General features: G+C 70.8%; 4 protein-coding genes. All 4 read left to right on the forward strand.

Going from position 1 to position 22,316, the window contains the following annotated elements; all coding sequences use genetic code 11:
• The first annotated feature begins 2 nt into the window (after nt 1–2).
• The 4 genes from DI276_RS20180 to DI276_RS20195 are packed head-to-tail and all read left to right on the forward strand — an operon-like array spanning nt 3 to nt 22,183.
• The gene (locus tag DI276_RS20180) at nt 3–7,277 is read left to right on the forward strand and encodes a non-ribosomal peptide synthetase (protein WP_112265608.1); all 7,275 of its coding nucleotides are present in this window, start codon (nt 3–5) and stop codon (nt 7,275–7,277) included.
• Entirely contained in the window at nt 7,262–11,584 is a 4,323-nt protein-coding gene (locus DI276_RS20185) for a non-ribosomal peptide synthetase (RefSeq protein ID WP_112265610.1), read from the forward strand. The genes DI276_RS20180 and DI276_RS20185 overlap by 16 nt, the downstream gene beginning before the upstream one ends.
• Nucleotides 11,577–18,812: a non-ribosomal peptide synthetase gene (locus DI276_RS20190; protein WP_112265612.1), complete on the forward strand. Its 7,236-nt coding sequence runs from the start codon at nt 11,577–11,579 to the stop codon at nt 18,810–18,812. Before DI276_RS20185 ends, DI276_RS20190 begins: the two co-directional genes overlap by 8 nt.
• Nucleotides 18,806–22,183 carry a non-ribosomal peptide synthetase gene (locus DI276_RS20195; protein WP_112265614.1) on the forward strand — a complete coding sequence of 1,126 codons (3,378 nt, stop codon included), beginning with the start codon at nt 18,806–18,808 and terminating at the stop codon, nt 22,181–22,183. Before DI276_RS20190 ends, DI276_RS20195 begins: the two co-directional genes overlap by 7 nt.
• The last annotated feature ends 133 nt before the right edge of the window (nt 22,184–22,316 follow it).

Here is a 22,316-nt window from a genome sequence, read left to right on the forward strand (position 1 = left end):
GCGTGTCGTCGAACGTCGAGGACGTCCTTCCGCTGACGCCCCTCCAGCAGGGCATGGTGTTCCACGCCCTGCTCGGCGAGGGCGTCGACGTCTACACCGTGCAAACCGTGCTCCACCTGTCCGCCGACGTGGACGCCGTCCGGCTGCGCGACGCCGCCGAACAGCTGATGCGGCGGCACACGACGCTGCGCGCGTCGTTCCGCACGCAGTCCTCCGGCCAGTTCGTGCAGGTCGTCTTCCGCTCGGTGGACCTGCCGTGGCGCGAGGTCGACTGCGCGGACGCCGAAGCGTTGCGCCGCTTGGTGGAATCGGACCGCACGGCGCCGTTCGACCTCGGCCGGCCACCGCTGGTCCGCTTCACCCTGGCACGCACCGGAAACGGCCCCGTGCTGATCATCTCGGCGCACCACCTGCTGTGGGACGGCTGGTCCGCCCCTGTGCTCGTGCGCGAGTTGCTGACGCTGCACTCCGGCGACGCGTTGCCGCCCGTGCGGCCGTTCCGCGACTACCTGAGCTGGCTGTCCAAACAGGACACTCAAGCCGCCGCACGCGCCTGGGCCGACGCCCTCGCCGGACTGGACGGCCCCACGCTCGTCGCCTCCGACGCGGCACCCTCCGGCTTACCTTCCGTCGCCGACGCCGTTCTGCCCGCTTCGACGACGGCCGCGCTCACCCGCACCGCCCGTGAGCGCGGCCTCACCGTGAACTCCGTCGTGCAGGCCGCCTGGGCGCTCGTGCTCGGCGAGCAGACCGGCCGCGAAGACGTCGTCTTCGGTGCCACCGTCTCCGGCCGCCACCCCGACGTGGCGGGCGTCGAGTCGATCGTCGGCATGCTGATCAACACCGTGCCGGCCCGCATCCGGCTTTCCGGTGGCGAAACGCTTGCCCAGCTGGCTGAGCGCGTGCAGACCGAACAGACGGCATTGCTCGACCACCAGCACCTCGGCCTCGCCGACATCCAGCAGGCTGCCGGCCAGTCGACGCTGTTCGACACGCTCGTCGTCTTCGAGAGCTACCCCGGCACCGACTTCGAGGACTCGCTGGTCACCGCGATCGAGTCGCGGGACGCCGCCCACTACCCGCTGGCCCTGCTGGTCGTTCCCGGCGAGTCGCTGTCGTTGCGCCTCGCTCACGACCCGGTCCGCTTCACCGCCGTCGACCGCGTCGCCGCGCGACTGGTCGACGTGCTGGAACGGTTCGCCGCCACGCCGGACCTGCTCGTCGCGCGCCTGGAACCGCTCTCCCCCACCGAGTTCGACGCCACGATCACGGTCCCGAACTCGACCGCGCACCCCGTGCCGGACACGACGCTGGTGGAGTTGTTCGCGCAGCAGGTCTCCCGCACCCCGGATGCCACTGCCGTCGTCTTCGAGGGCTCCTCGCTGACCTACGCCGAACTGGACGCCGAGGTCTCCGCACTGGCCGGACGCCTTGCCGCACAAGGGATTCGTCCCGGTTCGATCGTCGGTGTGCGGCTGGACCGCTCGCTGGACCTGATCGTCGCGCTGCTGGGCGTGCAGCGGGCGGGTGCGGCGTACCTGCCGCTCGACCCGTCCTACCCGGCCGACCGCCTCACGATGATGATCGAGGACGCCCGGCCCGCCGTGGTGCTCGAACCCGGCCTGCTCGACGGCCCGGCCGCCGACGTCGTGGCACCTGCGCCGGGTGACGCGGCATACGTGATCTACACGTCCGGCTCCACCGGCCGTCCCAAGGGTGCGGTGGTGTCGCACCGGGCGATCGTGAACCAGCTGCTGTGGATGCGCGACGAGTACGGGATCACCGCCGACGACCGGGTGCTGCAGAAGACCCCGTCGAGCTTCGACGCGTCGGTGTGGGAGCTGTTCCTGCCACTCGTCAGCGGCGCCACGCTCGTCGTCGCGAAACCGCAGGGGCACAAGGATCCCTCTTACCTCGCGGAAATGATCGAGCGGGAACAGGTCACGACGGCGCAGTTCGTGCCCTCCGCGTTGCGGGCCTTCCTGGATTCCACAGCACCGCCGGCATCTTTGCGCCGGATCATCTGCGGCGGTGAAGCGCTGCCGTCCGACCTGGCCCGCGCCGTGCCGCACGTGCACAACGTGTACGGCCCCACCGAGACCACCGTGCAGGTGACTCGCTGGGACGCGAGCGAAGGCACCGGGACGGCCGCGGCGCCGATCGGCCGGCCGGTCTGGAACACCCGGGTCTACGTGCTCGACCAGCAGCTGCGGCCGGTGCCGCCCGGTGTGCCGGGCGAGCTGTACGTCGGCGGCGTCCAGCTGGCCGACGGCTACCTCCACCGGCCCGGCCTCACCGCGTCTCGGTTCGTCGCCAGTCCGTTCGGTGCGGGACAACGGCTTTACCGCACCGGTGACGTCGTGCGCTGGAACGGCACGGCCCTGGAGTACCTCGGGCGCTCGGACGACCAGGTGAAGGTCCGCGGCTTCCGCGTCGAGCTCGGTGAGGTCGAGGCCGCCCTGACGGCGTTGCCGGGAGTGCGGGCGGCGGCAGCTCGGGTGTTCACCGAACGCCAGCAGCTCGTCGGTTACCTGACCGGCGCCGGACTCGACCCGGCCGCAGCCCGGCGCGCGCTGCGGGAGCGGCTGCCGGAGCAGCTGGTTCCGTCGGCGATCGTCGTGCTGGATGAGCTGCCGACGACTCCGAACGGCAAGCTGAACCGCGCGGCGCTGCCGGCGCCGGAGATCGCGGAGTCCGCCGGTGAGGTGGCCCGTGATCCGCGGGAACAGGTGCTGGCGGGGCTGTTCGCCGACGTGCTCGGCGTCGAGCGGGTCGGCCGCGACGACGACTTCTTCGCGTTGGGCGGGCATTCCCTGCTCGCCACCAGGCTGGTGAGCCGGATCCGCCGCACGCTGAAGGCCGACCTGCGGATCCGCGCGGTGTTCGACGCACCGACCGTCGCACGGCTTTCGCAGCTGCTGGACGGCGGCACCAGCCGCCCGGAGCTGGTGGCGGCCGAACGGCCTCAGGTCGTGCCGATGTCCGCGGCGCAGCGGAGTCTGTGGTTCCTGCACCAGCTCGAGGGGCCGGATGCCACGTACAACGTCGCGTTCGCGGCCCGGCTGACGGGACCGCTCGACGCCGACGCCCTCGACGCCGCGCTCACCGACGTGGTGGCCCGGCACGAGTCGCTGCGGACGCTGCTGTCCGACGAAGGCCAGCACGTGCAGAACGCGGCTGTCGTCCAGGCGGTTCGGCGCTCAGGAGACGAGGCGGAGTTCGTTGCCGCAGCGACGAACCGGCCGTTCCTGCTCGACGCCGAGATCCCGTTCCGCGCCGAACTCCTGACCGTCGGCCCGGAGGAACACGTCCTCGCCCTGGTCGTGCACCACTCCGCGGCCGACGAGTGGTCGGCCCGGCCGCTGTTCCGCGACCTCGCCACCGCCTACGCGGCTCGACGCACAGGCGAAGCCCCGCAGTGGGCGCCGCTCCCGGTCCAGTACGCGGACTTCGCGCTGTGGCAGCAAGATCTCGCCACCGGCGACGAGCGCGCGTACTGGACGAAGAAGCTGGAAGGCCTGCCCGAGGAGATCGCACTCCCGGCCGATCGCCCGCGCCCGCGCGAGGCGACGCGCAAGGCCGGCAGCGTCACCGTCGAGTTCCCCCGGGGCCTCGGTGACCGGATCCGCGCGCTGGGCCGCAAGCTCGGCGTCACCGAGTTGATGATCGGCCAGGCAGCCACCGCCGTCCTGCTGTCCGCACTGGGTGCGGGCGAGGACGTCCCGCTGGGCACGCCGGTCGCCGGCCGCACCGACGCCGCGCTGGACGACCTCGTCGGGTACTTCGTCAACACGCTCGTGCTGCGCACCGACGTGTCCGGCAACCCGGCGTTCCGCGACCTGCTGGCACGGGTGCGCGACGCCGACCTCGACGCGTTCTCACACCAGAACCTGCCGTTCGAGCAGGTCGTCGACGCGGTCAGCCCGCCGCGCTCGCCGGGCAGGCACCCGCTCTTCCAGGTCATGGTCTCGCGCCGGGACGACGGAGCGACCGACCTCGCGCTGGCCGGCCTCGCCGTCGCACCGATCGCCACCGAGGTCACCGGCGCGAAGTTCGACCTCGCGTTCCACTTCGGCGACTACGACTGCCAGCTCACCTATTCGGCCGACCGGTTCGACGAGTCCACTGTGGACTTGCTGGCACACCGGCTCCTCCGCGTGCTGACGACGCTGGTCACCAAGCCGGAGCAGCGGATCAGCACCGTCGACCTGCTCGACGACGCCGAACGCGCGATGCTCGACAGGTTCAACGCCACCGCCGAGGAGCGCCGGGCGACCACCCTCACCGCACTGGTCGAGGAGCAGGTGGTCCGCACGCCGCAGGCCGTCGCGGTCGAGTTCCACGAGCAGTCGCTGACCTACGCCGAGCTCAACGCCAGGGCCAACCACCTCGCCCGCCGGCTCCAGGAAGCGGGCGTCGGGCCGGAGCGCACGGTCGGCATGCACTGGGAGCGCTCGCTGGAGCTCGTCGTCGGCCTGCTCGCCGTCGAGAAGGCCGGTGGCGCGTTCGTGCCGCTGGAGCCGTCGTGGCCGGCGCAGCGCATCGCCGAGGTCGCGGCCAGCTCCCGGTTCACCGCGGTGCTGAGCGGTCCGTCGCACGACCAGCCGGTGCGCGAGCTGGACATACCGGTGCTGCACGTCGATCTCGACGCTGCGGATCCGGTGAACCTCGACGTGCGGATCGAGCCGGAGAGCCTCGCGTACGTGATCTACACGTCGGGCTCGACCGGCACGCCCAAGGGCGCCATGATCAGGCACCGGGCCATCACGCACCGGCTGCTGTGGCAACGCGAACTGCTCGGCTTCGGCCCGGGCGACGGCGGGTTGTTCAAGGCACCGCTCGGGTTCGACATCTCGATCAACGAGGTTTTCCTGCCGCTCACCACCGGCGCCAAGCTCGTCATCGCCGAGCCCGGCGGCGAACGCGACATCGACTACATGCTCGGGATCATCGAGCGCCACCGCGTCACATACACCTACCTGCCGTCGTCGATCCTCGACCTGTTGGTGGGCCTGCCGGACTTCGCCCAGCGCGGCCGTTCGCTCAAGCACGTCTGGTGCGGCGGCGAGGTGCTCACGCCGGAGCTGTTCGCCCGGTTCCGCACGGTCAGCGACGCCGTGATGTACCACGGCTACGGCCCGGCCGAGGCGACGATCGGCGTCAGCCACGTCGTGTACCGCGAGCCGAGCGCCATGCGCGGTGCCGTCTCGATCGGCCGCCCGAACGGCAACACCCAGCTGCACGTGCTCGATGCAAACCTGCGCCGCGTACCCGTCGGCGTGCCCGGCGAGCTGTACGCCGGTGGCGTCTACCTGGGCCGCGGCTACATCAACGACCCGCGCCGCACCGCCGCGGCGTTCGTCGCCGACCCGTTCGGACCGCCCGGATCGCGCCTGTACCGCACCGGTGACCTGGCGCGCTGGTGCCCGGACGGCACGCTGGAGTTCCTCGGCCGCGCGGACAACCAGATCAAGATCCGCGGCATGCGGGTCGAGCTGGAGGAGATCGAGGCCGTCCTCGAACAGCACTCCTCCGTCCGCCGTGCCGTGGTGCTGCTGCGCGACAAGCGACTCGTGGGCTACTACGTCGGCTCCGAAGTGGACGGTCTGGCCGACTGGCTGCGGACCCGCCTGCCGGACCACATGGTGCCCGCGCGCTTCATGTTCCTCGACGAGTTCCCACTCATGCCGTCCGGCAAGGTGAACCGCAAGGCGCTGCCGGAACCTCCCGCCGAGCAGAGCACCGGCCGGGACGCTTCGACTGCGGCGGAGAAGCTGCTGTGCGGGATCATGGCCGAGGTGCTGAAGGTCGAACGGGTCAGCCCGGACGACAACTTCTTCTCGCTCGGCGGCGACAGCATCCTGTCCATCCAGTTCGTGGGCAGGGCACGGGCGGCCGGCCTGCGGATCTCGCCGCGCCAGGTCTTCGAGTTCCAGAACGCCGCCGCGCTGGCCCGTGTGGTCGGCGAACCGCCTGCCCCGCAGGACGAGGAACGCGCGCGCGGTGTGGGTGAGGTGCCGCTGACGCCGATCATCCGGTGGTGGGCGGCGTCTGGCGACTCGACGATGGCTCAGTCCGCGCTGCTGCGGGTTCCTCCGGCCGACGGTCCGCATCCGTTCGCCGAGGCTGTGAGCGCGTTGTTGGAGCACCACGACATGCTGCGGGCGCGGTTCGCGGACGGGGTGCTCACGGTGCCGGCGAACGTGCCGGACGGCGTGTTCACGCACATCCGCGTAGAGGGCGCCCTAGAACCGTTGGTCCACCGCGAGTTCGACCGCGTCTCGGCCGAGCTCGACCCGGCGACCGGCGCCCTCGTCCGCGCAGTGTGGTTCGACCTCGGGCCGTCGACCCCGGGCCGGCTGCTGCTCGTCATCCACCACCTGGCCGTGGACAGCGTGTCGTGGCGAGTCCTGGCAGGCGACCTGGAACAGGCCTTCACCGCCAGGATCGAGAACAACCCGGTCAAGCTCGACCCGGTGCCGACGTCGTTCCGCTGGTGGGCCAAGAACCTGCCCACTCCCCCGGCCACCGAGGCGCAGTGGTGGCAAAGCCAGGCCTTCCCCACCACCGAACCCGTGCGTCCTGCCCAGATCGCAGGCTCGCGCACCGACGAGATCAACGGCGACCTGGCGAGCGCACTGCTCCGCGAGGTGCCGGGTGCGTTCCGCGCAGGTCTGCAGGACGTCCTGCTGGCCGCACTCGCGACCGCGCTGGGCAAGCCCGAACCCGTCGCGCTGGAAGGCCACGGCCGCGAGGAACACCTCGTGCCCGGCGCCGACCTCTCCCGCACGGTCGGCTGGTTCACCACGGTCTACCCGGTCGCGCTGGCACCGGCGGCCACCCCCGGCGACACCCTCAAGCAGGTCAAGGAAAAGCTGCGCGCGGTGCCGAACAACGGCATCGGGTACGGGCTCCTGCACGGCGAAACCGACCCCGCGATCGGCTTCAACTACCTCGGCCGGTTCGACCTGGCTGAGGGCTTCTGGGTGCCGGCAGAAGAACAGTTGCCGAAGCCCGGCACCCAACACCGGCCGCTCGAAATCACCATCGTCACCGAGGACCGGGCGGACGGTCCGGTCCTGAAGGCCACCTGGTCGTGGACCGCGGACAAGTCCGAAGTGGACGAGATCGCCCAGAAGTGGCGGACGGCGCTGGAGGCGCTCGTCGCGGAGGCGCGTGGGGGCCACGTGTCCGCACTGACGCCGTCGGACGTGCCGTTGGTGTCGTTGCAGCAGAAGCAGCTGGACAAGATCGCAGCGAAATGGCGGAAGAAGTGAGCGACCCGATCGAGGACGTGCTGCCGCTGTCGCCGTTGCAGCAGGGCATGTTGTTCCACGCGCTGTACGACGAGTCGGCGGAGGACGTCTACACCGCGCAGTTCGTGCTCGGCCTCAGCGGTGACGTCGACGCCGACCGGTTGCACGAAGCGGCGCAGGCGTTGCTCGACCGGCACGCCAACCTGCGGGTGGCGCTCGTGCACGAGGACGTGGACGAGCCCGTCCAGGTCGTCCTGCGCGACGTCGAACTGCCGTGGGCGCAGCACGAATTCACCGCTGCGGAGTTCGAAGCGTTCCTGAAAACCGACCGCACCACCAGGTTCACGCTCGACGAACCGCCCTTGCTGCGGATGACGCTCGTCAAGCTGGCCGAGCGGGACTTCCGCCTGGTGATCAGCAACCACCACGTGCTGCTCGACGGCTGGTCGTTGCCGCTGCTGGTGCGCGAACTGCTGGCGCTGTACCAGGGCGTCACGCCGCCCGCGCCACGGCCGTACCGCGACTACCTGGCGTGGCTCGCCGGACAAGACGAAGACGCCTCCGTCACCGCGTGGCTCGACGCGATCGGCGACGTCGAGGGCCCGACGCTGCTCGCACCGACCGCGCCGAAGGTCCCGGTCCGGCCCGGCAAGGTGCGGCTGGAGCTGTCCGAGGAACTGACCTCGCACATCTACACCAGGGCCCGCGAGCACAGCCTCACCGTCAACACCGTCGTCCAGGGCTTGTGGGGACTGCTGCTCGCGCAGGCGACCAACCGCAAGGACGTCGTGTTCGGCGCGACGGTGTCCGGTCGCCCGGCCGACCTGCCCGGCGTCGACAGCATGATCGGCCTGTTCATCAACACCGTGCCGGTGCGCGTGCGCACCAGCGGCACCGTCCTCGACGTGCTGAAAGCCGTGCAGCACGAGCAGGGCGCGTTGATGGAGCACCAGCACATCGGCCTGACCGAGGTGCAACGGGCCGTCGGGCAGGGCGACCTCTTCGACACGCTCGTGGTGTTCGAGAGCTACCCGGTCGACACCGACGCCGTCGCCGAACGGGAACGCGCCGCAGGCCTCACTATCAGCCAGGTCGAGGTCGACGACTCCACGCACTACCCGCTCACCCTGGCAGTCGGCGCGGAGGAACGGCTCACCGTCGTCTTCGAGTACCGGCCGGGTGTCTTCGACGACAAGTGGGCGGACACGCTCGCCGACCGGTTCCAGCGCGCCGCCGAGGTGTTCGCACACGCCCCGCACACCGACGTGCGGCACGTCGAGTTGTTGAGCGACAACGAGATCATCAAGCTCCGCGAGTGGGGCACCGGCAAGGTGCTCGAAACCGGAGCCACTCTCGCGCAAGTGCTCGAAGACCAGGCCCGCCGCACGCCGGACGCGACCGCGATCGTCGCCGGCGAGCGCAGGCTGACGTTCCGCCAGTGGAACGAGCTCGCGAACCGGGTCGCCCGCAAGCTGATCGAGGCAGGCGCCGGACCGGAGAAGATCGTCGCGCTGTTGCTGCCGCCCGGCCCGGACGTGCTGGTGGCGCTCGCGGCGGCGTTCAAGGCGGGCGCGGCGTACCTGCCGCTCGACCCCGAATGGCCGGCCGAGCGCACCGACTTCATGCTGCGCGACGCCGACCCGGCGATCGTGCTGACCAGCCTGCCCGACGTCACCGGCGTGCCCGGCGAGGACTTCGAGCCCCGGGCCAAGCCGGAACACCCCGCGTACGTGATCTACACGTCCGGGTCCACCGGCACGCCCAAGGCGGTCGTCGTGCCGCACCGGGCGATCGCCAACCTGCTGGTGAGCCACCGCACCGACCTGTTCGACCCCGCCCAGCACCGCGTCGGCCGCCCGCTGCGGGTCGCGCACGCGTGGCCGATGGCGTTCGACGCCTCCTGGCAGCCGATGCTGTGGATGTTCGCCGGGCACGAGCTGCACCTGGTGCCCGCCGACACCCGGCGTGACGCCGACCTGCTGCGGAAGTTCCTGGCGGACCACGAGATCGAGTTCGTCGAGCTGTCGCCGTCGCTGCTCGCGCAGGTCGCGTCCGAACCGGGCTGGCGCGGTGCGCTGAAGGTGCTCGGCGTCGGCGGCGAAGCGGTGCCGTTGCCGTTGTGGCGAACGCTCCGTGCCGAACCGGACCTCGCGATCTACAACCTCTACGGTCCAACGGAATGCACCGTCGACTCGGCGGCGTGCGACTTCGACCGCACCGAGAACCCGTGCATCGGCTCGCCGGTCGGCAACGCGCACGCCTACGTGCTCGACCGCGATCTGCGGCCGTGCCCGCCGGGAGTCGAGGGCGAGCTGTACATCTCCGGCGCCGGCCTGGCCCGCGGCTACCTCAAGCGTCCCGGTACGACCGCCGAGCGGTTCGTCGCCGACCCGTTCGGTGCCGCCGGAACCCGCATGTACCGCACCGGTGACGTGGCGCGGTGGAACGGCGAGGGCCTGATCGAACTGCTCGGCCGCGTCGACGACCAGGTGAAGATCCGCGGGTTCCGCATCGAGCCCGGCGAGATCGAGGCTGTGCTGCTGCGCGACGAACGGGTCCGGCGGGCCGTGGTCATCGCGCGCGAGGACGTGCCGGGCGTCAAGCGACTCGTGGCGTACGTCGTGGCCAGCGACACCGAAGGCCTGCGCGAGCACGTCGCCGCGGCGCTGCCCGAGCACATGGTGCCGGCCGCGATCGTGCGCGTCGACTCGTTCCCGTTGACCCGCAACGACAAGCTCGACGTGAAGGCACTGCCCGCGCCGGACTGGACGGCCACGACGTCCCGGCCACCCGCCACCGTGCGGGAGAAGCAGATCGCGGAGCTCTTCGCCGAGGTGCTGGGCCTGCCGACGGTGGGCGCCGACGACAGCTTCTTCGCACTGGGCGGCGACTCCATCGTGTCGATGCGGCTGGTGAGCAAGGCACGCGGTGCCGGGCTCTCGTTCAGCCCGCGGGACGTGTTCGAGCAGCGAACCGTGGCCGCGCTGGCATCCGTCGTCCGCTCCGCCGTCCACTCCGAACCGTCGGACGGCGTCGGCGAGGTGCCGTTGACCCCGATGCTGCACTGGCTCACCGAAAACGGGCCGTACGAGCGGCTCAGCCAGGCCCGCCTGCTCTGCACGCCGGTCGAGCTGACCGAGCCGCGGCTGGTGGACCTCGTGCGGGCGTTGATCGACCGGCACGACGTGCTGCGGGCGCGGTTCGACGGCAGCTTCACCGTTCCGGAACCCGGCACGGTGACCCCTGCGGTGCGCCGGATCGACGCAACCGCGTTGTCGTACCAGGACATCGCGGAGCTGCTGCCGTCGGTGGTGGAAGAAGAGCTGGCCGAACTGCGGCCCGCCACCGGCGACATGACCAGGTTCGTGTGGTTCGACGCCGGCGACCGTCAGGGCCGCTTGCTCATCTTGCTGCACCACCTCGTCGTCGACGGCGCTTCATGGGGCGTGCTGGTGCCGGAGCTGGCTGACCTGTGGGACGGCAAGGAGCTGCCACCGGTCGGCACGTCGTTCCGCGAGTGGGCCACCGGACTTCAGGAAGCCGCACGCGCCAAGACGCCGGAACTGCCGTTGTGGCGCGAAATGCTCGCCGGTCCGGATCCGTTGCTCGGCGCCCGCAGGCTCGACCCGGCGGTGGACACCCGCGCCACGATGCGCGCCACCCGCACGTTCCTCGACGAGAGGACTGCAGAGGCACTGCTGACGCGAGTGCCCGCGCGGCACGGCGTCACCGTCGACGACGTCCTGCTGTCCGGTCTGGCGCACGCGGTCTCCCGCTGGCGCGACGCCTCCGACACCTCTCTGTTGCTGGCGTTGGAAGGCCACGGGCGTGAGGAACAGGTCGTGCCCGGTGCCGACCTGTCCGGCACCGTCGGCTGGTTCACCAGCGTCTACCCGGTGCGCGTCGATCCCGGCGACCTCACCGCAGACGTCCACAAGGGACTGCAACGGGTCAACGAGCAGCTCGCGGTGCCGGACAAGGGCATCGGCCACGGCCTGCTGCGCTACCTCAACCCCGACACGGCCACCGAACTGGCGGGGCTGCCGGAGCCGCAGCTCGAGTTCAACTACCTCGGCAGGCTGACCATCGGCGAACGCGACGGCGCGCCGTGGACCGGTGCGCCCGAGGTGGGCGCGATGGGCGGCGGTGCCGACGACGCCGCGCCCGCCCCGTACTGCCTGGTGCTCAACGTGCTGGTGCGCGGGTCGGTCCTGGAGGCCGACTGGCAGTGGCCGGCCGCGTTGTTCACCGAAGACCGCATCCGTGAGCTGTCCCGTGAGTGGTTCGCCGCGTTGACCTTGATCGCGAAGGAGACCCCTGGTGAGTGACCTTGCCGCCCGCAAGCGCGAGCTGATGCGCCGCAGGCTGGCCGAGGCCGGTCTCGCGAACACGGCGCAGATCCCCAAGCGGGACAACGACGACGACCTGCCGTTGTCGTACGCGCAGTCGCGCATGTGGTTCCTGCAGCAGATCGCCCCGAACAGCCCCGCCTACAACGTGTGCCTCGCGATCGACCTGCGCGGTCCGCTCGACACGGCGGCGCTGCACCGGTCGTTCCAGCGGCTGGTGGAACGGCACGAGATCCTGCGCACCCGCTACACCGAGGGCACCGACGGCGAACCGCGCCAGATCGTGGACAAGTTCGCCGTCGTGACCATGCCGGACTCCGACCTGCGCGGGATGGACGCGGCGGAACGGGACGACGCGGTCGCGCGGATCGCCCGCGAGGAGTCCGGACACGTGTTCGACCTGCGGCGCGAGCACCCGTTGCGGCTGCGGCTGCTGCGGCGCGGCGTGGACGACAACGTGCTCGTGCTGACGGTGCACCACATCGCATGGGACGGCTTCACGTTCAACACGCTCTCCCGCGATCTCTCGGCGTTGTACCGGGAAGACACGACGGGCCGTCCGGCCGAGCTCGACCCGTTGCCCATCCAGTACGCGGACTTCGCGGTGTGGCAGCGCAAGACGCTCGGCTCCAAGCTCGATCGCGAGGTCGGGTACTGGCGGCGCGCGCTGGACCCGATGCCGGAGAACCTGCCGCTGCCCACGGACCTGCCCAGGCCGGCGGTGCGCTCGGACCGGGGTGACCGGCTGTTCCGGGCGTTCGACCCGCGCGTCACCGAGCTGGTCGGCGAGTTCGCGCAGACCCGTGGCGTCACGCCGTTCATGGTGGTGTTCGCGGCCTACGCGGCGCTGCTCGGCCGGTACACCGGCGCGACCGACGTGCCGATCGGCTCGGCGTCGATGAACCGCGACGCGGGCGAGGTCGAGAAGCTCATCGGCAACTTCGGCAACACGCTGGTGCTGCGCGCCGACCTGACCGGCGACCCGACGTTCGCCGAGCTGGTGCAGCGCGTGCAGAAGGTGTGCACCGAGGGCTACGCGCACCAGGACCTGCCGTTCGACCTGCTCGTCGAACGTCTGCGGCCGCCGCGCGTGCCCGGCCGTTCCGTGCTGTTCGACGTGATGCTGCTGTTCTTGGTGCAGGGCCTGCAGGGCTTCGACCTGCCAGGCGTGCAGGCCGGCTGGGAGACCGTGCACAACGACACGACCCAGTTCGACCTCGCGCTGGAGGCGTTCGTCACCGGCGGGCAGATGCGCGTCGAGGCCACGTTCTCGACCGAGCTGTTCACGCACGCGACCGTCGACAGGTTCCTCGCGCACCTGGAAAGCCTGCTCACGACGGCACTCGCCGACCCGTCGGCCCGGCTGAGCGCACTGGACTTCCTCGCTCCGGACGAACGTTCGCAGCTGCTCGGCGCCGAGATTGCGGTGCCGGACACGACGCTGGTGGAGCTGTTCGCGCAGCAGGTCGCCCGGACCCCGGACGCCACCGCCGTTGTCTTCGAGGGCTCCTCGCTGACCTACGCCGAGCTGGACGCGGAGGTTTCCGCGCTGGCCGGACGCCTTGCCGCGCAGGGTGTTCGTCCCGGCTCGATCGTCGGCGTGCACCTGGACCGGTCGCTCGACCTGGTCGTCGCGCTGTACGCGATCCAGCGAGCGGGTGCGGCCTACCTGCCGCTCGATCCGTCCTACCCGGCCGACCGCCTTGCGATGATGATCGAGGACGCCCAGCCCGTCGTGGTGCTGGAACCCGGTCTGCTCGACGGTCCCACTGCCGACGTCGTGAAACCTGCACCGGGTGATGCGGCGTACGTGATCTACACGTCCGGATCCACCGGCCGCCCAAAGGGCGTTGTGGTCTCGCACCGGGCGATCGTCAACCGGTTGCAGTGGATGCAGGACGAGTACCAGCTCACCGGTGACGACCGGGTGCTGCAGAAGACGCCGTCGTCGTTCGACGTCTCGGTGTGGGAGTTCTTCTGGCCGCTCATCACCGGCGCCACCCTCGTGGTCGCCAAGCCGGACGGCCACAAGGATCCGGTCTACCTCGCCGAGCTCATCAACCGCGAGAACATCACGACCGTCCACTTCGTACCGTCGATGCTGCGCGCGTTCGTCGAGTCCGGCGCGCGGCCGAAGTCGTTGAAGCGGGTCATCTGCAGCGGTGAGGCACTGCCGTCCGATCTCGGCCACGCCCTGCCGCACGTGCACAACCTGTACGGCCCAACGGAAGCAGCCGTCGACGTCACGTACTGGCCCGCGGCCGCCGGTGTCGGGAACGGCACCGTGCCGATCGGCCTGCCGGTCTGGAACACCCAGACCTACGTGCTCGACCGGTTCCTCCAGCCGGTCGCGCCCGGTGTCGCGGGCGAGCTGTACCTCGGCGGCGTGCAGCTGGCCGAGGGCTACCTGAACCGGCCTGGTCTCACGGCCTCGCGGTTCATCGCGAACCCGTTCGGCGCAGGACGCCTCTACCGCACTGGCGACCTGGTCAGGTGGACCGGACACGCCCTGGAATACCTGGGCCGCACCGACGACCAGGTCAAGATCCGCGGTTTCCGCGTCGAACTCGGCGAGATCGAGGCAGCGCTCACGGCGTTGCCCGAGGTCGTGAGCGCGGGCGTGGTGGCACGGACCGAACGCCAGCAGCTCGTCGGTTACGTCGTGCTGCGCGACGGCGCGAACGTGTCGGAGATCCGGCAGAAGCTCGCCGCCGGGATGCCAGAGCACCTCGTGCCGTCGGTGATCGTCGAGATCGACGAGCTCCCGTTGTCCCCCAGCGGCAAGCTCGACCGCCGCGCGCTGCCGGAACCCGAGCTGACCGCCCTGTCCGAAGAACCGGCCACGCCACGGGAGCAGGCCGTCGCCGCGCTCTTCGCCGAACTGCTCGGCGTCGAACGCGTCGGCCGACACGACGACTTCTTCGCGCTCGGCGGGCACTCCCTGCTCGCCACCCGGCTCGTCGGCCGCGTGCGTGCCGACCTGGGCGCGGAGATCGCGATCGGCGAGGTCTTCGAGGCCCCGACGGTCGCCGGACTCGCCGGACTGCTGGACTCCACCGGCCGCAAGCGCCCCGCGCTCACGCCGATGCCGAGGCCGCGACGGATCCCGCTGTCGTCGGCGCAGCAGCGGTTGTGGTTCCTGTACCGGCTGGAAGGGCCGAGCGCGACCTACAACATCCCGTTCGCGGTGCGCATCGACGGGCCGCTGGACACCGACGCGCTGAACCTCGCCCTCGCGGACGTGGTGCGGCGGCACGAGGTGCTGCGCACGATCTACCCCGAGTTCGAGGGCAAGCCTTACCAGCAAGTGCTCGGCGTCCTGCCGTCGTTGAAGTTCGGCGAGGGCGCGCCTCGTGAGGCTGCGGCAAGGGCGTTCGAGCTCGACCGCGAACCGCCGTTCGAGGCCACGCTGTACCGGGTCGGCGACAACGCGCACGTGCTTTCGCTGCTGGCACACCACATCGCGAGCGACGGCTGGTCGGCGGAGCGCCTCGTCGCGGACCTGACCACGGCGTACCACGAACGGTCGCGCGGCCGCACGCCCACGTGGGCACCGCTGCCCGTGCAGTACGCGGATTACGCGCTGTGGCAACGAGATCTGCTCGCCAACCTCGCGGACGAACAGCTCACCTACTGGACGCGACAGCTCGCCGAACTGCCGGAGGAGATCAGCCTTCCCGCAGACCGGCCGCGTCCGGTCGAGGCGACTTACGCGGGTGACGCCGTCGCGTTCCGCATCAACCCGGAGACCCACCGCGCGCTGGCGAACCTCGTGCAGCAGTCCGGCGGCACGGTGTTCATGGCTCTGCAGGCGACGGTCGCGGCACTGCTCGGCCTGGTCGGCGCGGGCGACGACATCCCGCTCGGCGTGCCGGTGGCCGGCCGAACGGACGCGGCGCTCGACGGTCTTGCCGGGTTCTTCGTGAACAACCTGGTGCTGCGCACGGACCTCAGCGGTGACCCGACGTTCCGGCAGCTGCTGGACCGGGTGCGGCGCACGGACCTGGAGGCGTACGCGCACCAGGATCTGCCGTTCGAGCGGATCGTGGAGGCGCTCAACCCGGCGCGGCAGTTCGGCAGGCACCCGCTGTTCCAGGTGATGCTCGCGTTCCAGCGCGCGGCCGGCGGGCCCGTCCCGTTCGGTGCGGCGTCGCTGCGCGAGGAGCACGTCGACTTCTACACCGCACGGCTCGACCTGTCGTTCCACCTGTTCGAACGCTCCGGCGACAGCGGGCTGGACGGCTGGCTGGTCTACAGCGAGGACAGGTTCGACCGGTCCACCGCGGACGACCTGGTGGCGCGACTCGTGAGCCTGCTCGACCAGCTCGTCGCGAACCCGGACCGGCCGTTGTCGCGCGCTTCCGTGCTGACGTCCGGCGAGCGTTCCGCGTTGCTCGGACGCACGACCGACCACGAGGTGCCGGACACGACGCTGGTGGAGCTGTTCGCGCAGCAGGTTTCGCGGACCTCGGATGCCACCGCGGTGACGTTCGAGGGTTCGTCGCTGACCTACGCGGAACTGGACGTGCGTGTTGCCGAGCTGGCAGGACGCCTGGCAGCTCGCGGGGTTCGTCCCGGCTCGGTCGTGGGTGTTCGGCTGGACCGGTCGCTGGAACTGATCGTTGCGCTCTACGCGATTCAGCGCGCGGGTGCTGCTTACCTGCCGCTCGACCCGTCCTACCCCGCCGACCGCCTCGCGATGATGGTCGAGGACGCCCAGCCCGTGGTGGTGCTGGAACCCGGTCTGCTCGATGGCCCGACTGCTGAGGTCGTGGCGCCTGCACCGGGTGATGCGGCGTACGTGATCTACACGTCCGGGTCCACTGGCCGGCCCAAGGGCGTTGTGGTCTCGCACCGGGCGATCGTCAACCGGTTGCTGTGGATGCAGGACGAATACGGTCTGACCGCTGAAGACCGCGTACTGCAGAAGACGCCGTCGTCGTTCGACGTCTCGGTGTGGGAGTTCTTCTGGCCGCTCATCACCGGCGCCACCCTCGTGGTCGCCAAGCCCGACGGCCACAAGGATCCGGTCTACCTCGCCGAGCTCATCAACCGCGAAAACATCTCGACCGTCCACTTCGTACCGTCGATGCTCCGGGCGTTCGTCGAATCGGGCGCGCGGCCGGAGTCTCTCAAGCGCGTGATCTGCAGTGGCGAGGCACTGCCGTCCGACCTCGGACAGGCCCTGCCGCACGTGCACAACCTCTACGGCCCGACCGAAGCGGCTGTTGACGTCACGTACTGGGACACTGCAGAAGGTGTCGGCGACGGCACTGTGCCGATCGGCAAGCCCGTCTGGAACACCCAGGTCTACGTGCTCGACCGGCACCTGCGCCTGGTCCCGCCCGGCGTGCCGGGCGAGCTCTACCTCGCGGGTGTCCAGCTCGCCGAGGGCTACCTGAACCGGCCGGGCCTCACCGCGTCACGGTTCGTCGCCAGCCCGTTCAGCAACGGCGAACGGCTCTACCGCACCGGCGACCTGGTGAAGTGGACCGGAGCAGCGCTGGAGTACCTGGGCCGCACCGACGACCAGGTCAAGATCCGCGGCTTCCGCGTCGAGCTCGGCGAGATCGAGGTGGCGATCGGAAAGGTCGCCGGCGTGCGGCAGGCCGCAGTGGTGGTGCGGGACGACCGGCTCGTCGGCTACGTCGTCGGCGATGCCACGCCGGACGCGATCCGCACGGAACTGGCCCGCGAGCTGCCCGACCACATGGTCCCGGCCGCGCTGGTGCCGTTGCCCGAACTGCCGCTCACGCCGAGCGGCAAGCTCGATCGCAAAGCGTTGCCCGCACCGGACTTCGCCGCGCTCGCCGGGGACGCCAAGCCCGCCGACGAACGGGAAGCCGTGCTGTGCGGCCTGTTCGCCGAGGTGCTCGGCCTGCCGGAGGTCGGCGCGCAGGACAGCTTCTTCACGCTCGGCGGCGACAGCATCCTGTCCGTTCAGCTCGTCAGCCGGGCCCGCAAGGCAGGCGTGGTGATCACGCCGAGGCAGGTGTTCGAGCACCGCACCCCAGCTGCGTTGGCCACGCTGATCGCGGCGCCCGCACACGCGATCGCCGACGAGCCGGTGGGCCTGGTCGAGCCGACGCCGATCATGCGCTGGACCCGTGGCGGTCTCGCACAGGCGATGCTGCTGGTCGCACCCGAGGACCTGACAGAAGAGGGCCTCGTGCGGACCGTGCAGGCCGTGCTCGACCGGCACGACGTGCTGCGTTCCCGTTGGGACGGCACGACTCTGGAGGTGCCGAAGGAGTCGTTCGACGCGGCCGAGGTCGTCCGCCGAGCCACCAGCGACCTGGACACCGAACTGGCGGCGACCCGCGAGCGCCTCACCGCAGACCGGATGATCCAGGTCGTGTGGTTCGACGACCGCGTGCTGATCGTCGCCGACCACCTCGTGATCGACGGTGTGTCGTGGCGGATCCTGATGGACGACCTCGCCGAGGCGTGGGCGGGCCGCGAGCTCACCCGCACCGGCACGTCGTTCCGGCGCTGGTCGCAGCTGCTGGCCGAACAGCAGCGCGGCGGCGAGACCGGCATGTGGCGCGACGTGCTCGACGGTGCGGACCCCGTGCTGCCGTTGGGCGGCGAGCAGCTGGTCACCGAGTTCACGGTGCCGTTGCCCGACTCCACCGGCGTCCGGGAACTACTGCTGGCGGCGCTCGCACGAGCGCTGGAGTCGTGGCGCGGCCGCAGCGGTGACGTCGTGGTGGCGGTCGAGGGTCACGGCCGGGAGGAGCAGATCGGTGCCGACCTGTCGGCCACGGTCGGCTGGTTCACGACGATCCACCCGGTGCGGCTGCGGCCGGGCATCCGGATCCGCGACATCGCCGAGCAGCTGGACGCGCTGCCCGACCACGGCCTCGGCTACGGCCTGGTCCGGCCGTTCGCGGGACTGCGCGAACCCACCATCGTCGTCAACTACCACGGCCGGCTGCGCGCAGGCTCGGGCGCGCCGTGGATCGTGGCACCAGAGGCACCGGTGCTGCGCGTACCGCCGAAGACACCGCACTGGGCGTTGGAGGTGAACGCCGTGGCCGTCGGCGACACGTTGCGCGTGGAGGTCACCGGCCCGGACGAGCCGGGCCTGGTCGGGAAGTTCCGCGCGGAGCTGGCCGGCAGCGCACCGACGGCGATCGACACGTCCTTTGTGGACGTTTCCGCAGAAGACATCGACGAGTTCGAAGTGGAGCTGGGCACGTGGTGAGTCAGCAACCGACAGCGGGGGAACTCCTGCGCGAGGTCACCGACCTGTTGGGGCCGGAGGCGGCCGGGCTGTCGGAGAGCGACAGCCTGATCGAGTGGGGCCTCGACTCCATCCAGCTCATGCAGGTCGCGAACAAGTGGCGGCGCAGCGGCGTGAAGGTGCCGTTCGCGTTGCTGGCCAAGAACCCGACGCTCGCGGACTGGCGCAAGATCCTCGCCGACGCGGCTGGCGTGGCGCCGGAACCGGAGGTGCGGGTCGAGGTCGACGAGAGCGCGCCGTTCCCGCTCGCGTTGATGCAGCACGCGTACTGGATCGGCCGCGACGAGGAGGCCACGCTCGGCTCGGTCGCCGCGCACCTCTACGTCGAGTTCGACGGGCCCGACCTGGAGCCGGTGCGGCTCACGACGGCGGTGCGCAAGCTCGTTGCGCGGCACGGCATGTTGCGCGCGGAGTTCGGCGACAACGGCAAGCAGCGCATCCTGCCCGACCGGCGCCAGGACCCGTTGACCGTGCACGACCTGCGTTCACTCTCAGACGATGCAGTGGCGCAACGGCTTGAGGAACTGCGGGACGCCTCGTCGCACGCCCGCCTGGACGTGGCGCGCGGTGAGGTCTTCCACGTGGCGCTGAGCCGCCTGCCCGGTGGCAAGGCCCGGCTGCACGTCGACGTCGACATGCTGGCCGCGGACGCGTTGAGCTACCGCGTGCTGCTCGCCGACCTGGCGCGGTTCTACGACGAGCCCGACCACGTGCCGGCGCCGATCAACTACAGCTACCCGCGCTACCTCGCCGAGCGCGAGCTGAGCCGCAAGGCCGAGCAGGAGGCCGCGCGGGACTGGTGGCAGCACCGGATTCCGGAGCTGCCGACCGCGCCGGACCTGCCGCTGGTGCCCGAGTCCGAACGCGCGGACGCCTCGCGCGTGACCCGGCGCCACCACTGGCTCGCGCCGGAGGACCGCAAGCGCCTCGCAGCCCGTGCGCACGAGCACGGCCTCACGCCGGCGATGGTGGTGGCGGCCGCGTTCGCGGAGACGCTGTCGGCCTGGAGCGCGCAGCCGCGGTTCCTGATGAACCTGCCGATGTTCGACCGGCAGAGCGACCACCCGGACGTGGACAAGCTCGTCGGCGACTTCACCAGCTCCGTGCTGCTGGAGGTCGACCTCAGCGAGGAAGCGTCCTTCGTGACGCACGCGCGGGCGTTGCAAGCGCGGATGCACGAGGACGCGTCGCACGCGGCCTACTCGGGTGTCGAGGTGCTGCGCGACCTCTCGCGCCACCACGGCGAGCAGGTGCTGGCGCCGATCGTGTTCACCAGCGCGCTGAACCTCGGCGAACTGTTCGACGCCCGTGTCCGCCGCTGCTTCGGCGAGGCGGTGTGGATCGTCTCGCAGGGCCCGCAGGTGCTGCTGGACGCGCAGGTCACCGAGGTCAACGAGGGCCTGCTGATCAACTGGGACGTGCGCGAGCACGCGTTCCCCGAGGGCGTGATCGACGCGATGTTCGCGGCGTTCCGCGACCTCGTCACGAACCTCGGGCAGCGCGACGACGTGTGGGAACGTCCGGCGGGTGGCGCGCTGCCTGTTTCCCAGTTGGAGGTCCGTGCCGCGGCGAACGCGACCGAGGGGCCGCGCAGTGGTTCGTTGCTGCACGACGGGTTCTTCGCTCGGGCGCGGGAGACGCCGGACGCGCCGGCGTTGCTCTGGGGCCGCGACGGCGTGCTGACCTACGGCGAGCTGGCCGACAAGGCGTTGCGCATCGCGGGATCGTTGGTGTCTCAGGGAGTTCAGCCGAGCGACCTCGTCGGGGTGAGCCAGCGCAAGGGTCCTGAGCAGGTCGCCACCGCGATTGGCGTGCTGGCGGCGGGCGCGGGGTACGTACCGATCGGCGTCGACCAGCCTCCTGCCAGGGCCGAGCGGATTCGTCGGATCGCGGGTGTCGAGCACGTGCTGACGTCGTGGGAGACCACGGCAGAGCCGCTCACCGCGCCGATCAGCGTGCCCGAGGAGAACATCGCGTACGTGCTCTTCACGTCCGGCTCGACCGGTGAGCCGAAGGGCGTCGAGGTGCCGCACCGGGCCGCGATGAACACCATCGACGACCTGAACGAGCGCTTCGGCATCGGCCCGTCCGACCGCTGCCTCGCCGTGTCGGCGCTGGAGTTCGACCTCTCGGTCTACGACGTGTTCGGCCTGCTTTCCGTTGGTGGCGCGGTCGTTCTGGTCGAGGAGGACGACCGCAAGGACGCCCGTCAGTGGGTCGAGCTGGCCGCCACCCGCGGCGTGACGCTGGTGAACTGCGTGCCGGCGTTGCTCGACATGCTGCTCGTGACCGCGCGGCCCGGTGAGCTCTCCGGCCTGCGCACAGTCCTGCTGGGCGGCGACTGGGTGGGCACGGACTTGCCCGGCCGGACGTTCGAGCAGTCGCCGTCCTGCCGGTTCGCGGGCCTCGGCGGCACCACCGAGACGGCGATCCACTCGACGGTGTGCGAGGTGCGGGAAGTGGCGCCGTCGTGGCGTTCCGTCCCCTACGGCACGCCGTTGCGCAACGTCGCCTGCCGAGTGGTCGACGTGCGCGGCCGCGACTGCCCGGACTGGGTCACCGGCGAGCTGTGGATCGGCGGCGACGGCGTGGCCCTCGGCTACCGCGCCGATCCCGAACGCACCGCGGACCGGTTCGTCTCGTGGGAGGACCGCCGCTGGTACCGCACGGGCGACCTGGCGCGGTACTGGCCGGACGGCACGCTGGAGTTCCTGGGCCGCCGCGACCACCAGGTGAAGGTGCGCGGCATGCGCATCGAACTGGGCGAGGTCGAGGCCGCGCTGGCCGAGTTCCCCGGTGTCCGCCGAGGAGTGGCGGGCGTGGCCGGCACTCAGCTCGTCGCCGCCGTCGCAGGTGAGGTGGATGGCGAGGAGGTCCGCGAGTTCGTGCGCACCCTGCTGCCGCCGCACATGGTCCCGACGCGGGTCGTCGTGCTGGACACGATGCCGTTGACCGCCAACGGAAAGGTCGACCGCAAGGCCGTCTCGGCGTTGTGGGCGACCGAAGCGGACACCTACGTCGCACCGGTTTCCGCACTGGAGCAGGTGCTCGCGAAGATCTGGGCCGAGGTGCTCGGCGTCGACCGGGTCGGCCTCGACGACGCGTTCTTCGCACTGGGCGGTGACTCCGTGCTCGCGACGATGATCGTCGGGCGCCTGCGCGAAGCACTCGACACGTCCGAGGTGACGGTGCGGACCCTGTTCGCCACCCTGACCGTGGGTTCGATGGCGGCCCGGATGCAGGCCGACGAGTCGATGCCCGGCCGGTTGGCCCAGGTCGCGGAGATCTACCTGGAGGTCGACGCGATGACCGAGGAAGAACTAGTGCTGTGACCGTCAGCCTTCGCCCCGTATTTCGCCGGTCAGACGGGTGCATCGTGGTGCCGGCCCCGCGTCCTCGTACTGGTTGTACGGGGGCGCGGGGCCGGTGCCGCGAGGTGCCCTGCTGAGCGCCGGAAGACGCGGC

Origin of the sequence: Lentzea terrae (assembly GCF_003265345.1) — a bacterium.
Taxonomy (GTDB): domain Bacteria; phylum Actinomycetota; class Actinomycetes; order Mycobacteriales; family Pseudonocardiaceae; genus Lentzea; species Lentzea terrae.

Excerpts from the sequence above, each read along its gene's own strand:
- DI276_RS20185 (WP_112265610.1), top strand. The coding sequence starts at position 7,262 with ATGGCGGAAGAAGTGAGCGACCCGATCGAGGACGTGCTGCCGCTGTCG.